At 67.6% G+C, this 21816-nt stretch carries 4 protein-coding genes; all 4 read left to right on the forward strand.

The annotated features are described in order from the left end of the window. The coding region (locus ACFWF2_RS28025) for a type I polyketide synthase (RefSeq protein WP_379310441.1) at positions 1 to 9055 on the forward strand (9055 nt) is incomplete at its 5' end. Positions 9056 to 9095: 40 nt separating this feature from the next. Continuing rightward, a complete protein-coding gene (locus ACFWF2_RS28030; protein WP_379310442.1) occupies positions 9096 to 10478 on the forward strand; it encodes a glycosyltransferase in 1383 nt (460 codons plus the stop codon). Between the two features lie 163 nt (positions 10479 to 10641). After that, a complete protein-coding gene (locus ACFWF2_RS28035) occupies positions 10642 to 11670 on the forward strand; it encodes a GDP-mannose 4,6-dehydratase (RefSeq protein ID WP_379310443.1) in 1029 nt (342 codons plus the stop codon). Positions 11671 to 11728: 58 nt separating this feature from the next. Beyond that, positions 11729 to 21769, forward strand: a complete 10041-nt coding sequence (locus tag ACFWF2_RS28040; protein WP_379310444.1) for a type I polyketide synthase — start codon at positions 11729 to 11731, stop codon at positions 21767 to 21769. The last annotated feature ends 47 nt before the right edge of the window (positions 21770 to 21816 follow it).

Consider the following 21816-nt stretch of genomic DNA (forward strand, 5'->3'; position numbering starts at 1 on the left):
CCGTCCTCGCGCCGCTCCAGGTAGGGCAGGACGGCAACGGGTACTGCTCGAGCTCGCCTGGGAGGCGTTCGAGCGGGCGGGTATCGATCCGCTGTCCTTGCGAGGTGCCGGAACCGGCGTCTACGCGGGCGTCATGTACCACGACTACGGTGCCCAGGTTCGTGACCTGCCGGAGGGTGTCGAGGGGTTCCTGGCGACGGGTGTCTCGGGAAGCGTTGTCTCCGGACGGATTTCGTACACCTTCGGGTTGGAGGGCCCGGCGGTCACGGTCGATACGGCCTGTTCTTCCTCGCTCGTGGCGATGAATTCCGCTGTGCAGGCGTTGCGGACCGGCGAATGCGACATGGCGCTCGCCGGCGGTGTCACCGTCATGGCCACTCCGGGCACCTTCATCGAGTTCTCGCGGCAACGTGGCCTGGCCGCTGATGGTCGGAGCAAGTCGTTCGCGGCGAGCGCGGACGGCACCAGTGTGTCCGAGGGCGCCGGTCTGGTACTGCTGGAGCGGTTGTCGGACGCGCGTCGCAACGGGCACCCGGTGCTGGCGCTCGTGCGCGGCACCGCCGTGAACCAGGATGGCGCCTCGAATGGCCTGACCGCGCCCAACGGGCCGTCGCAGCAGCGAGTCATCCGGCAGGCGCTCCGCAACGCGGGACTGTCGGTCTCGGACGTCGACGTGGTCGAGGCCCATGGGACGGGCACCACGCTGGGTGATCCCATCGAAGCGCAGGCGGTGATCGCGACCTACGGGCAGGAACGCCCCGAGGACCGTCCGGTCTGGTTGGGCTCGCTGAAATCCAATATCGGTCATGCGCAGGCCGCGGCGGGTGTCGCGGGAGTGATCAAGATGGTCGAGGCGATGCGCCACGGGGTGGTGCCCCGAACCCTGCACCTCGACGCGCCGACGCCGCACGTCGACTGGTCGGCGGGCGCGGTGCGTCTCGCGACCGAGGCGGTGCCGTGGCCGGAGTCCGGTCGGCGGCGCCGGTCCGGTGTCTCGTCCTTCGGGGTCAGCGGTACCAATGCGCACGTGGTCCTGGAACAGGCTCCGGAATCCGCGACGGAAACGGCTGTGGCGCAACCTGAGCCGTCGTCGCCATTGCCCTTCGTGTTGTCCGCGAGGACCACGGGTGGCCTGCGGGAGCAGGCCGCGAGGTTGGTGAAGTTCCTGGACGAAGGCACGTCCCTCCGCGATCTGGCGTGGTCGCTCGCGGCCACTCGTGCCGCCCTCGACGAGCGGGCGGTGGTGATCGGCCGGGACCGTGTCGAGCTGGCCGCGGCGCTGGATTCCCTGGCCAGGGGAGACTCCGCGGCCGACCTGATCACCGGGCGGGTGCGGTCGGGCAAGACGGCGTTCGTGTTCCCCGGTCAGGGTGCCCAATGGGCGGGTATGGGGCGCGAGCTGATCCGGACGAATCCCGTGTTCGCCGCGCGCGTCGCCGAATGCGCCGCGCTGATGGACCCGCTGACCGGTTGGTCCTTGCTCGACGCTCTTGCCGGCGGGCAGGATGCGCTCGACCGGGTCGACGTCGTGCAACCGGTGTCGTTCGCGGTCATGGTCTCCCTGGCAGCGGTGTGGGAGTCCTTCGGGGTCGTGCCGGATGTGGTGGTCGGGCATTCGCAGGGCGAGATCGCCGCGGCGTGTGTCGCGGGGGCGTTGAGTCTCGCCGACGGAGTACGCGTCGTCGTCGGCCGCAGTCGGATCATCGCGGAAGGACTGTCCGGGCGTGGCGGCATGGTCTCGATCGGCTGGCCGGTGGCCCGGGTGGAACAACTGATCGCCCGCTTCGGCGACGAACTGTCGATCGCCGCCCTGAACGGCCCGGCCGGCACCGTGATCTCGGGCGGCGATACCGCGCTCGACGAGGTCGTCGCGGAGTGCCGCGCCGCCGGAGTTCGGGTGCGCCGGGTGGAAGTCGATTACGCGTCGCATTCCGCGCAGGTGGACGTGATCGCCGAGCGATTGACCGACGAGCTGTCGGGTGTGGTTCCGATGCGCGGGCGGATACCTGTCCTGTCGACGGTGCGCGGGCGGCTGCTCGACGGGTCGGAGCTCGACGTCAGATACTGGATCGACAATCTTCGGCAACCGGTGCGATTCTTCCCGGCGATCTCGAAGCTGCTCGCCGAGAATTACCGGTTCTTCATCGAGGTCAGCTCACATCCGGTGCTGGTGCCCGCGATCCAGGAGGCGATCGAGGCTGCGGACCAGCCGGCGCTGGCGGTCGGTTCGATTCGGCGCGACGATGGCGATCTGGATCGCCTGATCCGTTCACTCGCCGAGGCCCAGGTGTGCGGCCGGCGGGTGGATTGGAGTTCGCTGCTGACCGGCGCGGGCCGTGTGGCCCTGCCGACCTATCCGTTCGAGCGTCAGCGGTACTGGCTGGAATCAGCACCGGCTGGACAGATTCCGGCCTCGGACGAGCTCGACGCCGAGTTCTGGGACGCGGTCGAGAGCGAGGATGTGGCGACCTTGGCGGCGGGTCTCGAGATCGATGCCCAGGTGGCCACCGAGGTCCTTCCTGGCCTGTCCGCCTGGCGCCGGCGCCGACGGGACGCCTCGGTACTGGATTCCTGGCGTTACCGCGTGGACTGGCATCCGGTCGAGCTGTCGGGTGCGACGCCGGGGCACTGGCTGGTTGTCGTACCAGCCGGGCGCGCCGCGGACAGCGATGCGGTCGCGGTGGCGAGAACCCTGGCCGATGCGCGCGTATTCGAGGTGGAAACGACCGACCGGCGCGCGCTGGCCGAAGCGCTGGCCGAGTTCGACACCGTCGCGGGAATCGCCTCCGTCGGCAACTCGACGACGGCGACGCTCGCCCTGATCCAGGCACTGGGTGACGCCGGCGTGGCGGCGCCGTTGTGGCTGGTGACCCGCGGGGCGGTCGCCTCGGCGGCACCCGATCCGGTCCAGGCCGAGCTGTGGGGGCTCGGGCCGGTCGCCGGGCTCGAGCATGCTCAGCGCTGGGGTGGGCTCGTCGACCTGCCCGCGACCCTCGATGACCGAACCCTTGCCCGGCTTCGGGCGGTACTCACCGGTACCCATGGCGAAGACCAGGTCGCGGTCCGCGGAAACGGTGTGCTGGCCCGCCGGATCGTGCCCGCGCCGACCGGGAAGCAGGTCGCGGGCATCCCGGCCTGGCGGACCAGCGGCACGACCTTGATCAGCGGGGGTACCGGAACCCTCGGCGCGCTCACGGCACGGTGGGCCGTTCGGCACGGTGCCGAACGGGTGGTGCTGGCCAGTCGTCGCGGTCCGGCCGCCGAAGGCGCTGCCGAACTGGCTTCCGAACTGCGTGAGCTCGGCGCGCAGGTCACCATCGTGGCCTGCGATATCACCGACCGGGACGCGGTCGCGGGAGTCGTGACGCTCGCGGATGGCGACGACCTTCCGTTGCGGATGGTCGTGCACACCGCCGCCTCGCTCGAGATCGCGTCACTTCCCGGGACGACGGTCGAGGAATTCGACCGGATGATGTGCGCCAAGGTCGACGGCGCGGTCCATCTCGACGAGCTGACCGAGGACATCGAGCTCGACGCGTTCGTGCTCTACTCCTCGGTGGCCGGTGTCTGGGGTAGTGGCGCCCACGGCGCGTACGGTGCCGCCAACGCGCACCTCGACGCGTTGGCCGAGCGTCGGCGCGCCCGCGGACGTACCGCGATCAGCATCGCGTGGGGTGTGTGGGGAACACCGAACATGTGGGACAGCCGCAACATCGTCGAGGGAATGGTCGTGGGCGAGCGGCAAACCCGGCACGGGTTGCCGCCGATGGACCCGGACCTCGCGCTCGCGGGCATGCATGCCGCACTGGACGACGACGAGACCTTCCTGCTGCTCGCGGATGTCAAGTGGGAGAACTTCGTTCCGCTGTTCACCATGTCACGTCCCAGTCCGCTGCTCGGCACACTGCCACAGGTTCGGCGCGTGCTCGCCGAGCATCAGTCGGACGGTGCCGACGTCGCCGTCGAATCGCCACTGCGAGAGCGTCTCTCGAAGGCGATCGGATCGGAGCGTGAGGCTCTGGTGCTCGAGCAGGTCCGCACCGAGGTGGCGGTGGTGCTCGGTCACGCCGGCTCGAAGGACGTCGCGCCCGATCGCGCCTTCCAGGAGCTCGGTTTCACCTCGCTCACCGCGGTGGAACTGCGCAATCGTCTCGTCGAGGCGACGGGGCTGAAGTTGCCCTCGACCATGGTCTTCGACTATCCGACCGCGACGGACCTGGCTCGCTACCTGATCGCCGAGGCGTTCGGCCTCGACGCGACGAGCGCGTCGGCCCCGGACGAGCCGATAGCGAGCGAGGACGATCCGATCGTCATCGTCGGGATGGCCTGTCGCTACCCGGGTGGTGTCGGCTCACCCGAGGACCTGTGGCGTATCGCGGCCGACGGGGTCGACGCCATTTCCGGATTCCCCACCGACCGCGGCTGGGACGTCGAGAATCTGTACCACCCTGATCCCGCGCATGTGGGCACCTCCTATGTGCGGCACGGTGGCTTTCTCGAGGCGGTCGCGGATTTCGACGCGGCATTCTTCGGCATCTCGCCGCGCGAGGCCACGGTCATGGATCCGCAGCAGCGCCTGCTGCTCGAAACAGCGTGGGAAGCCTTCGAACGCTCCGGGATCGACCCGCTGACGATGCGCGGCAGCCGGACCGGTGTCTTCGTGGGAGCCAACCCCGCGCCGCAGGCGGGCGGGGGGCAGGTCGGCACGCTCGACGGGCTGGCGATGACGGGCAGCCTGTCGAGCGTGCTGTCGGGCCGGGTGTCGTACGTGTTCGGTCTCGAAGGGCCCGCGGTCACCGTGGACACGGCATGCTCGTCGTCGCTGGTCGCCATGCACCTTTCGGCGCAGGCCCTGCGCTCCGGCGAATGCTCCCTCGCGCTCGCGGGTGGAGTGATGGTGATGTCGTCGCCGGCCGGGTTCATCGGGTTCTCCCAGCAGCGCGCACTCGCGAAAGACGGCCGGTGTAAGGCCTTCTCGGCATCGGCGGATGGCATGGCGTTCGCCGAGGGCGTCGGTTGGGTTGTGCTCGAACGGCTTTCCGACGCGACCCGCAACGGTCATCGGGTGCTGGCCGTGCTCCGTGGCTCGGCCGTCAACCAGGACGGTGCCTCGAACGGCATGACGGCGCCGAACGGCCCGGCGCAGCAACGGGTCATTCGCGACGCGTTGCGCCGTGCGTCCCTGTCACCCGCCGATATCGACGTCGTGGAGGCGCACGGCACCGGTACCGCGCTGGGCGACCCGATCGAGGCGCAGGCGCTGCTGGCCACCTACGGCCGTGGTCGGCCGGCGGATCGGCCGTTGTTGCTGGGGTCCATCAAGTCGAACATCGGCCACAGCCAGGCCGCCGCTGGTGTGGCCGGCGTGATCAAGGCGGTCGAGTCGCTGCGACGCGGAGTGGTGCCGGCGACCTTGCACGCCGAGGAGCCGACGCCGGAGGTGGATTGGTCAACGGGCGCGGTCGAGTTGGTGACCAGTACCCGGCCCTGGCCGGAGACCGGGCGCGATCGGCGAGCGGCGGTGTCGTCGTTCGGAATCAGCGGAACCAACGCGCATGTGATCCTCGAGCAGGCGCCCGAGCAGCCGGTCGTGGCGGTGGTTCCGGCCCCGGACTCGGCGGCCCAACTGCCGTTCGTCGTCTCCGCCAGGTCCGCGGCGGCGCTGCGGGCGCAGAGTTCGCGGCTGCTGTCGCATCTGGAAGCCGCGCCGGACGTCGCGCAGGCGGACCTGTCCTGGTCGCTGCGCACTGCGCGAGCCGCGCTGGATCACCAGGCGGTTGTCATCGCACGGGATCGGGCCGAGTTGCTCGATGGCCTCGCCACGGTCGCACGCGGCGACTCGTCTGCTCGAGTGCTCAGCGGACGGCGGCGACCGGGCAAGCTCGCCTTCGTCTTCTCGGGTCAGGGCGCCCAGCGAGCGGGTATGGGTCGCGAGTTGTACGCGGCCTTCCCGATATTCGCCGAGGCCTTCGACGAGGTGTGCGAGGTGGCTGATCCGCTGCTGGGGAAGTCGTTGCGCGACATCGTGTTCGAACCCGAGCGCGCGGAGGGTCTGGATCGGACGGAATTCGCTCAGCCGGGCTTGTTCGCGGTGGAGTACGCGCTGTTCCAGCTCATCCGGTCGTTCGGTGTGGTGCCCGATCTGGTCATCGGTCACTCGGTCGGCGAGATCACCGCGGCCTGTGCCGCGGGCGCGCTGTCGGTGACGAACGCGGCGCGGTTGGTCGTGGCGCGGGGCCGGTTGATGCAGGCCTTGCCGGAAGGCGGCGCGATGGCGGCCATCCAGGCGACCGAAGCCGAAGTGGTGGAGGAGCTTTCCGAGTCGGTCAGCCTCGCCGCGGTGAACGGTCCGACGTCGGTCGTGGTGTCCGGCGCGCGCACGGCGGTCGACGCGGTCGCGGGCCGTTTCGCCGCCACCGGGCGCAAGATCACCTGGCTCGCTGTTTCGCACGCGTTCCATTCGCCACTGATGGAACCGATGCTGGCGGAGTTCGAGCGCGAGTGCGCGACAGTCGAATTCGCCGAGGCGGTGGTGCCGATGGTGTCCAACCGGACCGGTGGGTTGATGACGGCCGAGCAGCTGGGATCGCCGAAATACTGGGTCGAGCAGGCGCGGGCGGCGGTGCGGTTCGCGGACGGCATCACCACCATGGCCGCGCACGGGGTGAACAGCTTCCTCGAGGTGGGCCCGGACGCGACATTGACGGGAGTCGTGGCGTCCAACCTCGCGTTCGACCCCGACCAGCCGACGGTCATCGTTCCGGCGCTGCGTGCGGGTCGGGACGAACCCGAGACGGTGCTCAGCGCGCTCGCGGAATTGTTCGTGCACGGACACGACGTCGACTGGTCGGCGCGAACCGCGACCGGTGAGTTCCACCGGGTCGAGTTGCCGACGTACGCCTTCCAGCACCGGCGCTACTGGCCGGAGTTCGTCGCCGCGGAACCTTCGCATGCCGACAGCGCCGACACCGCGTTCTGGGAGACGGTCGAGAACGGTGACCTCGGATCGTTGGCCGGCTCCATGAACGTGGACGCGGCACTACTGGGCGAGGTGCTCCCCGGCCTGATGGCATGGCGCAGGCGACGTCTCGACGATTCGGTGGTCGCGGACTGGCGTTACCGGGAGACCTGGGCGCCTGTCACCGTCGGCGAGACCGGTCCGCGGGGCAGGTGGCTGGTGCTGCTGCCCGACCGCATCGATCAGCGGTTGGCCGAGCCGATCGTCGAAACCCTGCGTCGTACCGCGGATGTCGACTCGAAGGTGGTGCCGGCGGGGATCACCCGGGAGGCACTGGCAGAGCTCCTCGGGGAATCTCCCGCGCTCGACGGCGTGCTGTCCCTGCTTGCCGTCGACGAGCGGGCCGACGAACAGCATCGAGTGCTCGTGAACGGATTCGTGAGCACCGTGGCACTCCTGCAAGCCCTGCACGATCGCGCGGTGGACACCCGGGTCTGGTGTGTCACCACGGACGCGATGTCCGCGGTCGCCGGCGACCGGGTGCTCGGTGTCGCGCAGTCCCCGATCTGGGGCCTGGGCCGGGTGGCCGCGCTCGAGTACCCGCGACGGTGGGGCGGTCTGGTCGATCTTCCCCCGAATCCGGACCAGGCCGCTGTCGCGAATCTGGTCGGTCTGCTGCGAGACAGCGCGGGCGAAGACCAGCTCGCGCTCCGCGGTGCGCGGGCCTACGGGCGACGCCTCACCCGTGCGCCGGAGCCCGTCACCAGCCCAGAGGCACCCTGGAAACCAGCCGGTACGGTGCTGGTGACCGGCGCGACCGGCGCGCTCGGCAGCAGGGTCGCGCGGTGGGCGGCGGGCAATGGCGCCGAGCATCTGCTGCTGATCAGCCGGCGTGGGGCGGAGTCCCCCGGGGCGGCCGAACTGGCTGCCGAACTGCGCGGCTCGGGTGCGACAGTGACACTGGCCGCCTGTGACGCCGCGGATCGGGACACCCTGGCGACATTGCTCGCGGAGATCCCCACGGAACACCCGCTCACCGCGGTGGTGCATGCCGCGGGCGTGCCGGTCGAGGGCATGCTCGCGGAGACGACGATCGGCGAGTTCGCGGACGCGGTATCGGCGAAGGTGGACGGCGCGCTCGCACTGCACGACCTGACCAGCGGGCTCGACCTGGCGGCCTTCGTGCTGTTCTCGTCCGGCTCGGCATCGTGGGGGAGCGCGAGCAACGCCGCCTATGCCTCGGGTAACGCCTTCCTCGACGGTCTCGGCAGATATCGACAAGCGGCCGGTCTCGCCGCGACGACGGTCGCGTGGGGCAACTGGGGCGGCGGTGGCATGACCGCGAACGACTCCGCACAGGAAGCGCTGCTTCGCCGTGGCGTCCGCCCGATGAACCCGGAACTCGCCTTCGGCGCGCTGCTGCACGCCGTCGAGCACGGCGAAACCCAATTGACCGTCGCCGACATCGACTGGCCACGATTCGCTGGGCCGTTCACCTTCACCCGGCCGAGCCCGCTGATCAGCGAAATCCCGGAAGCGGTACGGGCTCTTCAGGATCAGCACGGTGATCCGGAGTCCGGCGTCGAGTCCGCGTTGCGGCAGCGCCTGGCCGGGCTGCCCCGCGCGGAGCGCCGCCACCTTCTTTCCACCATCGTCAGCGAGCAAATCGGCTCGGTACTCGGGTATTCCGGCGCGCACACCGACGATATGGACCGGCCGTTCACCGACCTCGGGTTCGACTCGGTGACCGCGGTGGAGTTCCGGAACCGGCTGTCCAGCGCCACCGGAACGGCCTTGCCCGCGACGCTGGTCTTCGACTACCCGACGCTGACCGCCGTGGCGGACTTCCTCGTGGCCGAACTCGACAGTGGTTCGGGTGAGCTGTCGATCCTGGACGAATTCGACAGGCTCGGCAGGGAAGTCGCCGTGGCGAACTGCGATGCCGAGACGAAGGCGAAGCTCTCGATTCGACTGCAGACGCTGCTGGCGAAACTCGGCGAAGCCGCGCTGGACGAGGCCGACGACGCGGCGGGCCTCGACGCCGCGACCGATGACGAGATCTTCGATCTCATCGACAACGACTTGGGCGTGTCGTGAACGGCCGGTTCGCGCAAGACGATCTGAAGGGGAGACAAGTATGAACGACACGACAGCGGGGGGAATCCTCTTCGCGGCCAATCCGGATTCCGGTTTGATCAATCCGTTGCTGACGATCGCCGGCGAACTCGCCCGGCGGGGAGAGCCCGGCCTGTGGTTCGCGTCGACCGACGACCGCAAGGGTGACATCGAGAATCAGGGTGGACTCGAACCGATCCGCTTCGTCTCGGTAGGCGCGCGCAAGCCCGAACTCGACCCGTCGAACTGGAGCGACGAAACCTATCGGGCGCTGGGCTCCGGATCCATGCTCAGCCGGTTCAGCGCCTTCCTTGACGCGGTATCCGACGCCGACGACGTCTGGACCAAGTACAGCACCCTGATGGAACAGCTGGACCGGCTACGGCCGGCGCTGGTGGTCGCCGATTCATCGAGCACCTGGGCGATGGACGCTGCCCTGATGCATGGGATCCCCTATGTCATGACGGTTCCCATCCCCATCAGCAGCGTGTACTTCGAACGGCTTCCGTTGGCGTATCCGGCACCGTTCAGTGGACTGCCGAGAAACATGAACCTCGCGCAGCGCATCGCCAATATCTCCTTCTATGTGGGCAGTCGGCTCGCGCTCTTCAAGCCGTCGCTGATGCGCAAGGCCGCGCCGCTCGCCCGGCGGCGAAAGGAAGCCGGTGTGCCCAACCCGCATGGCCTGCCATCGAAATATTCCGATCTCGCTCATGAGGTGCTGAGCTTCACTGTTGCTGATTTCGAAGTTCCGTTCGAGGCAATGCCCGAGCACCTTCGATTGGTCGGTGCGATGATCCCGGCGGATCAGCACGAGACTTCTTCCGCGGACAACGAGCTGGACGCCTGGCTCGATGCGTGCGAATCGATCGTGTACATCGGCTTCGGGACGATCATGCGGCTGGACCGGGCGCAGCTCGGCGTAATTCTCGATGTCGTCGAAGCGCTCGGGCCGGAGCATCATGTCCTGTGGAAATTACCGGCCGATCAGCAGGCGCTGTTGCCGGCGCGGCTGCCGGAAAATCTTCGAATCGAGGCGTGGGTTCCTTCGCAGCTCGGTGTACTGGCACACCCCAACGTGAAGGTATTCTTCAACCACGGTGGCGGAAACGGCGTGAACGAAGGCTTGTTCTTCGGTAAGCCGCTGTTGGTGATGCCTTTCTGGGTAGATTGCCATGACTACGCCGCCCGGGTCGTCGAGAGCGGCGCCGGATTGGCGGTTCCGCATGCGCTGAACCTCCGGTCGGCCGACATCCAGCGGGCACTGATTCGATTGCTGAACGAGCCGGAATTCCGCGAAAAGGCTGGTGCGTTGGGTGAAAGTCATCGATCCGCGGGCGGTGTCTTTGTGGCCGGTGACTTGATCGCCACAGCACGGCAGGAAGCCTGCTCGCGGCCATGCTGAGGGGGACCGCAGGGGTGTCACGGTAGGGGTGGGCGTCGATATATTTCAGTTCGTATATGCCGGATTTGCCGAGGTCGGATCGATTCGATGTCGTGGATGCGCGCATTGCCTGAGCGGACCGGGCCTACCCCCTCACACCGATGGTTGGAGACAGCAGAGCGCCATGACTAAACGTGCATTGATCACCGGGATCACCGGCCAGGACGGCTCCTACTTGGCCGAACACCTGCTCGAGCAGGGCTACGAGGTGTGGGGTATGGTGCGCGGGCAGATGGAGCCTCGTCTGCCCTTGGCGCCGCATTTGGTTCCGAGCATTCGATTCGTGCGCGGCGACCTACTCGATCAGGGCAATTTGGTATCCACGGTCGAAATGGTCGCTCCGGACGAGGTCTATAACCTCGGCGCGATTTCATACGTTCCACTGTCGTGGCAACAGGCCGAGATCACCGCGGAGGTCACCGGGATGGGTGTCCTGCGTATTCTCGAAGCCATCAGAATTGTCAGTGGTGTGCGCGCCTCGCAGGCGAAATCGGCCAGCGGAACGCAGACCCGCTTCTATCAAGCGTCCTCCTCGGAGATGTTCGGCAAGGTCCGGGAAACTCCGCAGAACGAGTTGACGCCCTTTCACCCGCGTAGTCCCTACGGGGTTGCCAAGACTTACGGGCACTACATCACGCAGAATTATCGTGAGTCCTATGGAATGCATGCATCCTCTGGAATTCTCTTCAATCACGAATCGCCGCGCCGCGGCGCAGAATTCGTGACACGGAAGGTAACGCTCGGCGTGGCGCGTATCAAACTCGGTTTGGCGCAAGAGTTGCGACTCGGAAATCTGGACGCTCAGCGGGATTGGGGATTCGCGGGCGACTACGTGCGCGCGATGCATCTCATGGTGCAGCAGGACGAACCGGGCGACTATGTCATCGGCACCGGCCGGATACACACCGTCCGCCGTTTCGTGGAACTCGCGTTCTCGGCCGTCGGGCTGGATTGGAAAGACCACGTGGTGGTCGATCCGGCACTGGTACGTCCGGCTGAGGTCGACCTCTTGTGCGCCGATTTCGGAAAGGCGCAGCGAGAACTCGGCTGGCAGCCCTCGATTTCGTTCGAGGAGCTGGTGACCGACATGGTCGAGTCCGATGTGAAATTGCTGTCGTCGTCCACCGATGCCCGAGTGGCGCCAACTGTCTAGTCGCAGAACCGATGGGTTTCTGACACTGGTCGCGAACAAAATGGGAAAGGTCTCTGCTGTGGGTAACGAGGACAAGCTGCGTCAGTACCTCAAGCGCGTGACGGCGGATCTGCAGGCTACTCGCAAGCGGCTGCAGGAAGTCGAGTCGGGATCGGACGAGCCGGTGGCCATCGTCGCGATGAGTTGCCGGCTGCCGGGCGGCGCCGATTCGCCCGAGGCGCTGTGGGAGCTGGTGTCCTCGGGCGTCGACGCGATCGGCGAACCACCCGTTCATCGGGGCTGGGGACGCGATGGCGCGAGCGGTGGACGCACGGCGAACCCCATCCTGGGTGGATTCGTCCACGACGCCGCGGATTTCGACGCGGAACTGTTCGGGATCTCACCACGAGAAGCCCTGGCGATGGATCCACAGCAGCGGTTGCTCCTCGAGGCCGCCTGGGAGGTGCTCGAGCGCGCTGGTATTGATCCACAGTCGGTGCGAGGCAGCCGGACCGGCGTCTTCGTCGGCGGGACGTCGCACGACCACGCGGTCAAGGCGGCCTTCGGCGGTGCCGAGACCGAGGGGTACCTGTTGACCGGCAGCGCGGGCAGTGTGCTGTCGGGCCGCGTGTCGTACACACTCGGGTTGGAGGGACCGGCGATCACGGTCGACACCGCGTGTTCGTCGTCATTGGTGGCCTTGCACCTCGCGGCACGCGCGCTGAACAGTGGCGAATGCTCGCTGGCTCTCGCGGGTGGTGTCGCCGTGATGTCGACACCGAGTGTGTTCGCCGAGTTCTCAACCCAGGACGCCCTGTCCTCCAGCGGTCGCTGCAAGTCGTTCGCGGCCGGTGCCGATGGCACCGCGTGGGGTGAGGGCGTGAGCCTTCTTCTGGTGGAACGACTCTCGGACGCGCGTCGCAACGGTCACCCGGTGTTGGCGATCGTGCGCGGCAGCGCGGTCAACCAGGACGGTGCCTCGAACGGCCTGACCGCGCCGAACGGCCCGTCGCAGCAGCGGGTTATCCGGGCGGCATGGGACAACACACGATTGACCGCCGCCGATGTGGACGTGGTGGAGGCGCACGGCACCGGAACGGTGCTGGGTGATCCGATCGAGGCACAGGCCCTGCTGGCGACGTATGGGCAGGATCGTCCGGATGACCGCCCGCTGCTCGTGGGGTCGATCAAGTCGAATATCGGTCACACGATGGCGGCCGCGGGTGTGGCCGGCGTGATCAAGATGGTGGAGGCACTGCGCCGCGGGCAGGTGCCTGCCACGTTGCACGTGGACGAACCGACGCCGAAGGTGGACTGGTCCTCGGGCGCGGTCGAGTTGGTGACCGAATCGCGGCCGTGGCCGACGGTGGATCGTCCACGCCGCGCCGCGGTGTCCTCGTTCGGTGCTTCCGGCACCAATGTGCACCTCATTCTCGAACAATCGCCGGTGCCGGAGGCAGTACCGGTGGAGCGCGTCGGCGAACCCGCGGTCGTGCCGATCGTGGTGTCCGCGCGTTCCCGAGAGGCCCTGGCGGCACAGGCCGGACGACTGTCCGCATTGCTGGCGGATGGTCCCGAAATCGATCTCGCGGACGTGGCCTACTCGCTGACCTCGACACGGGCGCTGCTGCCGCATCGGGCGGTCGTCGTGGCCGATGCCACCACGAACCCCCAGGCGGATCTGGCGGCGATCGCGAACGGGCAGAGCGCGCTGAATGTGATCAGTGGGGTTGCGCGCCCGGGTCGTGTGGTCTTCGTGTTTCCGGGGCAGGGTGCGCAGTGGGTGGGGATGGGTCGGGAGTTGTTGGGGGAGAGTGCGGTTTTCGCGGCGCGGATGGCTGAGTGTGCTGCGGTGTTGGATCCGTTGACGGGTTGGTCGTTGTTGGATGTTGTTGCTGGTGGGGAGGTTTTGTTTGATCGGGTGGAGGTTGTGCAGCCGGTCAGTTTCGCGGTGATGGTGTCGTTGGCGGCGGTGTGGGAGTCGTTCGGTGTGGTGCCGGATGTGGTGGTGGGGCATTCGCAGGGGGAGATCGCGGCGGCGTGTGTGTCGGGTGCGTTGAGTTTGGTTGATGGTGCGCGTGTTGTTGTCGGTCGTAGTCGGGTGATCGCGGAGGAACTGTCCGGGCGCGGGGGGATGGTTTCGATTGCTTTGCCGGTGGCTCGAGTGGAGCGGTTGATCGCGCGGTTCGGTGATCAGGTGTCGGTGGCTGCGGTGAACGGCCCTGTGGGCACGGTGGTTTCGGGCAACAACGCCGCGTTGGACGAGGTGCTCGCCGAGTGCGTGGCGGCGGGGGTTCGGGCGCGTCGGGTGGAGGTGGATTATGCGTCGCATTCGTCGCAGGTGGATGTGATCGCTGACCGGTTGCGTGGTGAGTTGGTTGGGGTGGTCGCGCGGTGTGGTCGGGTGCCGTTGCGGTCGACGGTGCGTGGGGGGTTGCTTGATGGTTCGGAGCTCGATGCCGGGTATTGGGTGGAGAATCTGCGGCGGCCGGTGGGTTTCCATGGGGCGGTGGAGGAGTTGTTGGTCGGGGGTTATCGGTTCTTCATCGAGGTGAGTTCGCATCCTGTCCTCGTACCCGCGATCGAGGAGACGATCGAGGCGGCCGACCGGCCCGCGATCGCACTCGGTTCGCTGCGTCGTGACTCCGGCGGCATGGACCGCATGACCACCGCGCTGGCGCAGGCGTTCGCCCACGGCGTCGGGGTCGACTGGAGCCCGTTCTTCCCAGTGGCCAGCCGGGTCGAATTGCCCACCTACCCGTTTCAGCGGCAGCGGTACTGGCTGGAACAGACCGCCGCGCTCCCGCCCACCGACGAAACCACCGCCTTCGACAGCGAGTTCTGGGAGGTCGTCGAACGCGCCGATGCCACGGCACTGGCCACCGGTCTCGGCGTCGACACCGAGCTGGCGACCGGAATCCTTCCCGGCTTGGCCGCCTGGCGGCGTCAGCGGCACGATTCCGCACTCGTGGATTCCTGGCGCTTGCGTGAGCGGTGGCAGGAACTCGCCGTGCCGACGGCACGCCCGACTGGAACGTGGCTGCTGATCGGTTCGGACACCGAGCAGGTCGGTATTCTGCGGGCCGCGATGACAGCCGCTGGGGCGACGGTGATGCCGATGGACCTCGACGGCCTGGATCGGGAAGACACGGCTCAACGGCTCCGGGATGTGCTGGAGCAAGCGGGACAACTGGCCGGTGTCGTCTCGCTGATGGGACTCGACGAGCCTATCGATCCCGTTCGGCCCGAGCTGACGGTCGGACTCGCGGCGTCGGTCGTGCTGATCCAGGCTCTCGGCGATGCCGGGATCTCGGCCCGGCTGTGGTGCCTGACCAGTGGAGCGGTTTCGATCGGGGCCATGTCGAGTCCCGCGCAAGCGCAATTGTGGGGATTGGGGCGGGTTGCCGCACTCGAGTATCCGCGGCGCTGGGGCGGCATGATCGATGTCTCGGACCTGTCGGACCCAGCCGCGGTGGGCCGATTGCCTGCACTGCTCGCCGCCGCCTCGGACGAGGACCAGATCGCGGTACGACCTGACGGTGCGTACGGTCGCAGGCTCGTTCCGGATCCCGTGCAAGGCACCGCGAAGCCCGGCACACCGTGGAACCCGAGCGGCACGGTTCTGATTACCGGAGGTACCGGTGCGCTCGGTGCGCATGTGGCCCGCTGGGCCGCTACCAACGGCGCCGATCACCTCCTGCTGTTGAGCCGCAGCGGCGAATCGGCTCCGGGATCCGCCGAGCTGGCGGCCGAGCTGCGGGTGATGGGCGCCGAGGTCACGATTGTGGCGTGTGATGTCGCCGATCGGGAATCTGTCGCCGCTGTACTGGCCGCGATCCCGACCGCGTTTCCGCTCACCGCGGTCGTGCATGCCGCCGGTGTGGCGAGGTTCGAGCCGCTCGATGCGTGCACCAGGGAGTCCATCGCCGACGCGAACGCGGCCAAGGTGCGCGGTGCGCGAAATCTGGACGAGCTGACTCGTGATCGTCGGTTGGCCGCGTTCGTGCTGTTCTCGTCCGGTGCCGCCACCTGGGGCAGCGCCGGGAACGCGACGTACGCGGCGGGCAACGCGTACCTGGATGGTTTGGCATTGCGGCGCCACGAGCTCGGGCTCCCGGCCACGTCGATCGCCTGGGGCGCGTGGGGCGGGGGTGGCATGACGCAGCGCGGGTCGAAGGAAATGCTGCTGCGCCGCGGGGTCCGCGAGATGGCTCCGGAATTGGCTGTGCGCGCGCTGGTCGACGCGGTCGGTCTCGGCGACGCCACCGTGACGGTGGCGGATATGGATTGGGGATGGTTCGCCGAGACCTTCACGATCACGCGGCCGAGCCCGTTGATCGCCGATCTCCCCGGTGTCCGGGCGACCCAACAGGCACCGCACCGGACCGGTGCGGACAGCGAGCTGCTCCATGTGCTGAACGGGATGTCAGCGGCCGAGCAGGACAGGCACCTGACGGCCATCGTGCGTGCCGAGGCGGCGGCGGTGCTCGGGCACACCGGTCCGGAAGCGGTGGAGGTTTCCACCGCGTTCTCGGAACAGGGTTTCGATTCGCTGACCGCGATCGAATTGCGTAATCGGCTCAACGCCCGAACGGGTCTGGCGTTGGCGAGCACCCTGATCTTCGACTACCCGACGGTGACCGCCCTTGGTACGTATCTGCGCGATGAGCTCGCAGGTTCACCCCTGGCATCGACGGCGCGCACCGACGCGGCCGGTTTCGACGAGCCGGTCGCCATCGTGGCCGCGACGTGCCGCTATCCGGGTGATGTCGAATCGCCCGACGATCTGTGGGCGCTGCTGTCATCGGGAGTGGACGCTATTTCCGCGCTACCGGGTGACCGGGGCTGGAGTATCGAGTCGCTCTACGACCCGGACCTCGGCAGCGAAAGCGATCTGAGCGCCATCGAAGGCGGATTCATCCGTAGCGCGACGGATTTCGATGCCGGGCTGTTCGGAATCTCGCCCCGCGAGGCGTTGGCGATGGATCCGCAGCAACGGGTGCTGCTCGAGGCTTCCTGGGAGGTGTTCGAACGGGCCGGCATCGATCCGTCCTCGCTGCGCGGCAGTCGAACCGGGGTCTTCGTCGGCGGAACACCGCAGGACCACGCCATCAAGGCGGTATTCGGCGGTGCGGATACCGAAGGCTACATTCTGACCGGCAGCTCGGCGAGCGCGTTGTCCGGGCGAATCTCGTACGAACTCGGTCTCGAGGGGCCAGCGATCACCGTGGATACCGCGTGTTCGTCGTCGCTGGTGGCGTTGCATCTGGCAGTGGAGTCGGTTCGCCGTGACGAGTGCGCGATGGCGGTCGCGGGCGGTGTCGCTGTGATGTCCACTCCGAGCGCTTTCAGCGAATTCGCTCGTCAGGGCGGCCTGTCGAGCAGCGGCCGATGCAAGGCGTTCGCGGCGTCCGCCGATGGCATCGGCTGGGGTGAGGGCGTCGGCTTGGTGCTGGTGGAGCGGCTGTCGGAGGCGCGGCGGAACGGGCATCGGGTGCTGGCGGTGGTGCGCGGAAGCGCTGTCAACCAGGACGGTGCGTCGAACGGCTTTTCGGCTCCGAATGGGCCGTCACAGCAGCGGGTGATTCGTCAGGCGCTGGAGAATTCGCGCTTGTCGGCCAGTGATGTGGATGTCGTGGAGGCGCACGGGACCGGGACGGTACTGGGTGACCCGATCGAGGCACACGCGTTGTTGGCCACGTACGGGCGGGACCGGGATCGGCCGTTGCTGTTGGGATCGGTGAAGTCGAATATCGGTCATACGATGGCGGCCGCGGGTGTGGCCGGTGTGATCAAGATGGTGGAGGCGTTGCGCCGGGGTGTGGTGCCGGCGACGCTGCATGCCGAAGTGCCTTCGCGGCAGGTGGATTGGTCCTCGGGTGCGGTGGAACTGGTGACCGAGGCTCGGGCGTGGCCCGAGGTGGATCGTCCGCGCCGGGCCGCGGTCTCCTCGTTCGGCATCAGCGGCACCAACGTCCACATGATCCTCGAGCAAGCGGTCGAGGAACCGGTGAATTCGCCGCGGGGGAACGACGGAACAGGGCTGGACCTCGTGCCGTGGGTGCTGTCCGCCCGGAACGAGGCAGGGCTGCGGGCGCAGGCCGATCGGCTACACGCCCTCGTCGAGCGCGATCCGAGCCTGGACCAGGGTGATGTCGCCGCCGCACTCGTTGGTTCGCGCGCGATGCTGGAATGCCGTGGTGCCGTGGTGGCTTCCGACCGGAATGCCTTCTTGGCCGGGCTCGCTGGGCTCGCTGCCGGCGAACCCACCGCCGGAGTGATGTCCGGTGCCGTGATCGAGGGCAAGACCGCGTTCGTGTTTCCGGGGCAGGGTGCGCAGTGGGTGGGGATGGGTCGGGAGTTGTTGGGGGAGAGTGCGGTTTTCGCGGCGCGGATGGCTGAGTGTGCTGCGGTGTTGGATCCGTTGACGGGTTGGTCGTTGTTGGATGTTGTTGCTGGTGGGGAGGTTTTGTTTGATCGGGTGGAGGTTGTGCAGCCGGTCAGTTTCGCGGTGATGGTGTCGTTGGCGGCGGTGTGGGAGTCGTTCGGTGTGGTGCCGGATGTGGTGGTGGGGCATTCGCAGGGGGAGATCGCGGCGGCGTGTGTGTCGGGTGCGTTGAGTTTGGTTGATGGTGCGCGTGTTGTTGTCGGTCGTAGTCGGGTGATCGCGGAGGAACTGTCCGGGCGCGGGGGGATGGTTTCGATTGCTTTGCCGGTGGCTCGAGTGGAGCGGTTGATCGCGCGGTTCGGTGATCAGGTGTCGGTGGCTGCGGTGAACGGCCCTGTGGGCACGGTGGTTTCGGGCAACAACGCCGCGTTGGACGAGGTGCTCGCCGAGTGCGTGGCGGCGGGGGTTCGGGCGCGTCGGGTGGAGGTGGATTATGCGTCGCATTCGTCGCAGGTGGATGTGATCGCTGACCGGTTGCGTGGTGAGTTGGTTGGGGTGGTCGCGCGGTGTGGTCGGGTGCCGTTGCGGTCGACGGTGCGTGGGGGGTTGCTTGATGGTTCGGAGCTCGATGCCGGGTATTGGGTGGAGAATTTGCGGCGGCCGGTGGATTTTCTTGGGGCGGTGGAGGAGTTGTTGGTCGGGGGTTATCGGTTCTTCGTCGAGGTGAGTTCGCATCCGGTCCTCGTACCCGCGATCGAGGAAGCCGTCGATGTCGTCGAGGGCTCCGCGGTGGTGGTGGGGACATTGCGGCGCGGCGAAGGTGGGCTGCGTCGAGTGCTGGAATCGGTGGGGCTCGGGTGGGCGCATGGTCTGGCGGTGGACTGGGCCGCGGGGTCGGGTATGGGTTCGGGCCGGTGGGTGGATCTGCCGACATATGCCTTCGACCGCCGACGTTATTGGCTCGATTTCGCGTCGGGTCCAGCGACCGAGACCTCGGCACCGGCGGCCGATGCGACGGAGGCGCAATTCTGGGCGCTGGTGGACAGCGGCGACCTGGCTTCCCTGGCCGAGTACGTCGATGCGGATCCGGTGTCCGGTGCGAGTGGCATCGTCGCTGCGCTGCCACAATGGCGTCGCCGTGCCCATCGCAAGGCGCTCGCGGACGGTTGGCGGCTCACCGAAGCCTGGCGGCAGTTCGAGGTCGAATCGGTTCCGCTGCCGGGACGATGGCTCGTGGTACGGCCGAACGAGCAGAGCAGCGACCCGTTGGTCGCTGCCGTCCTGGCCGGCCTACTGTCCGCGGAGTGCCTCGTCGTGGCTATGGATCCGGGCGACGACCGGGAAGTGCTGGCGGAGCGGATCGGACAGGAAATCGGCTCCGGCCGACCTGTGCGTGGAGTGCTGTCGCTCTTGGCGCTCACCGACGGGCCGGATCCCAGGTATCCGGAGGTTCCGGCCGCTGTCTCCGGAAACCTGTGCCTGGCACAGGCACTGAACGAGCTGCGGATCGATGCGAGCCAGTGGTGGGTGACTCGCGGCGCCGTGTCCACGGGCAGCGATGATCCGGCGCCGATCGCCGCGCACTCCCAACTGTGGGGGCTCGGCCGGGTCGCGGCTCTGGAACAGCCACGGTCCTGGGGCGGCGTGGTCGATCTGCCCGAGGTCGTCGATTCCGCGACCCTGCTAGCGGTGGCCGGGGTGGTCACCGGCGCACATGGCGAGGATCAGGTCGCCGTTCGTGCTGGACGTGTACTCGGTCGTCGGCTGATACCGAATCCGCCCGAGGCGAACCCGTGGGTTCCTCGTGGCACTGTCTTGATCACCGGTGGAACCGGCGCGCTCGGTGGGCAGGTGGCCCGATGGGCGGCGGCGAACGGGGCAGAACACCTCGTTCTGCTCAGCCGGACCGGCGGACAGGCACCGACGGCCCCGGAGCTGGAGGCCGAACTGCGCGGATCGGGCGCAGAGGTGACCTTCGCCGCCTGCGACGTCGCCGATCCGATCGCCTTGGCGGCGGTGCTGCGACAGATTCCTGACCAGTTCCCCCTGCGCGCGGTGGTGCACACCGCGGGTATCGCTTGTTATGGGCTGCTGCCCGACACCACTGTCGAGCAGATCGCCCTCGTGAATGCCGCGAAGGTCACCGGTGCGCGCAACCTGGACATGTTGACTCGCGATGGTGAGCTCGATGCGTTCGTGTTGTTCTCGTCCGGTGCGGCGTCGTGGGGAAGCGCCGGCAACGCGGTGTACGCGCTGGGGAATGCGTTCCTCGACGGATTGGCGTTGGAGCGCAAGGCCCTCGGGCTTCCCGCGACATCGATCGCGTGGGGTATGTGGGGCGGCGGCGGCATGGCCGAGGGGACGCCCGAAGAGATGTTGGGGCGGCGGGGCCTGCGGCACATGGGCCCGGACGTCGCTGTCAGCGCGATGGCGGACGCCGTCGGTGCGGACACCGTGGTCACTGTCGCGGATATCGACTGGGGCCGGTTCGCGCAAACCTTCACGGTGGCTCGGCCCAGCCGATTGATCGCTGAAATCCGTGCGGTGAGTGACGCATTCGCAGATGAGACGGCAGTCGGCGAGACCGACGGCGCTGATTGGCGAGCTCGACTGGCCCGGCTACCCGAGTCTGAGCGAATGGAGCAGTTGATCGAGACGGTTCGCGCAACCGCTACCACGGTGCTCGGACATCATGAGCAGGAAGCGATCGATCCGGCACGCCCCTTCCTCGAGCTCGGGTTCGATTCCCTCACCGCGATCGAGCTGCGCAATCGGCTCAGGCGCACAACCGGCTTGGACCTACCCTCCTCGCTCGCCTTCGATCACCCCACGGTGATCCTGCTGGCAGAGCGGCTCCAGGCGATGCTGGCCGGGGCTGGGCAGCCCGCCACCGCCGATGCGACGAGCATCAGCATCACCTCGCTCTACCGTGACGCGTGCGCCGCACAACGATATGTAGAAGCAAACGACATGGCGATGGCGGCGGCACTTCTGCGGCCCACCTTCGCTTCCGCGGCTGAGGCGGGTATGAACAGAGAGCCACTGAAGCTGGCCGCGGGAGATGCGCAGACAGTGCTGATCGGGATCCCCGCCACCAGTCCGCTGTCGGGACCATACGAATTCTCCCGGATAGCAAAGCATTTCCAGGACAAACGAGAGCTTTGGGTGTTGCCGCTGCCCGGCTTTCTCCCAGGAGAGCGGCTCCCGGCTACCTGGGAACTGCTCATCGACACGCTGGCCGACACGGTGCTCCGTATCGCCGACGGTCGGCCGTTCATTCTGGTGGGACGTTCGTCCGGCGGATCGATCGCCCACGGGGTGGAGGTCGGTCTGGAGAAGCGCGGAGTGCCGGCGAAGGGAGTTGTGCTGCTGGATTCTTTCGAGATCGGGAGCAAGGAAACGGTCCTGATTCAGCCCGGAATCCTACGTCATCTGTACGAGCAGGAGGACAAGGTCGGCAAGATGGATGATGTCCGGTTGACGGCCATGTCCGGATACTACCGGCTGCTGGCGAATTGGGAACGGCGTGAACTCGCTTGTCCGACGTTGTTCGTCGCCGCAGCGGAAGCGGACGCCGACACCGGGGTCTCCGCGGTATGGTCGCTGGAACATGACCTCGCTACCGTGCCGGGCGATCATTTCAGTATGACGGAGGAGTATTCGATCGATACGGCTACCGCGATCGAGGAATGGATTGGCGGACACGGATCGGACGCTATCCGCGAAGAATAGCGGTGCAGTAGACGAAAGCGCCCTTCCGCTAATTCGCGGACGGGCGC

Source organism: Nocardia sp. NPDC060259 (genome assembly GCF_042728775.1).
Lineage (GTDB): Bacteria > Actinomycetota > Actinomycetes > Mycobacteriales > Mycobacteriaceae > Nocardia.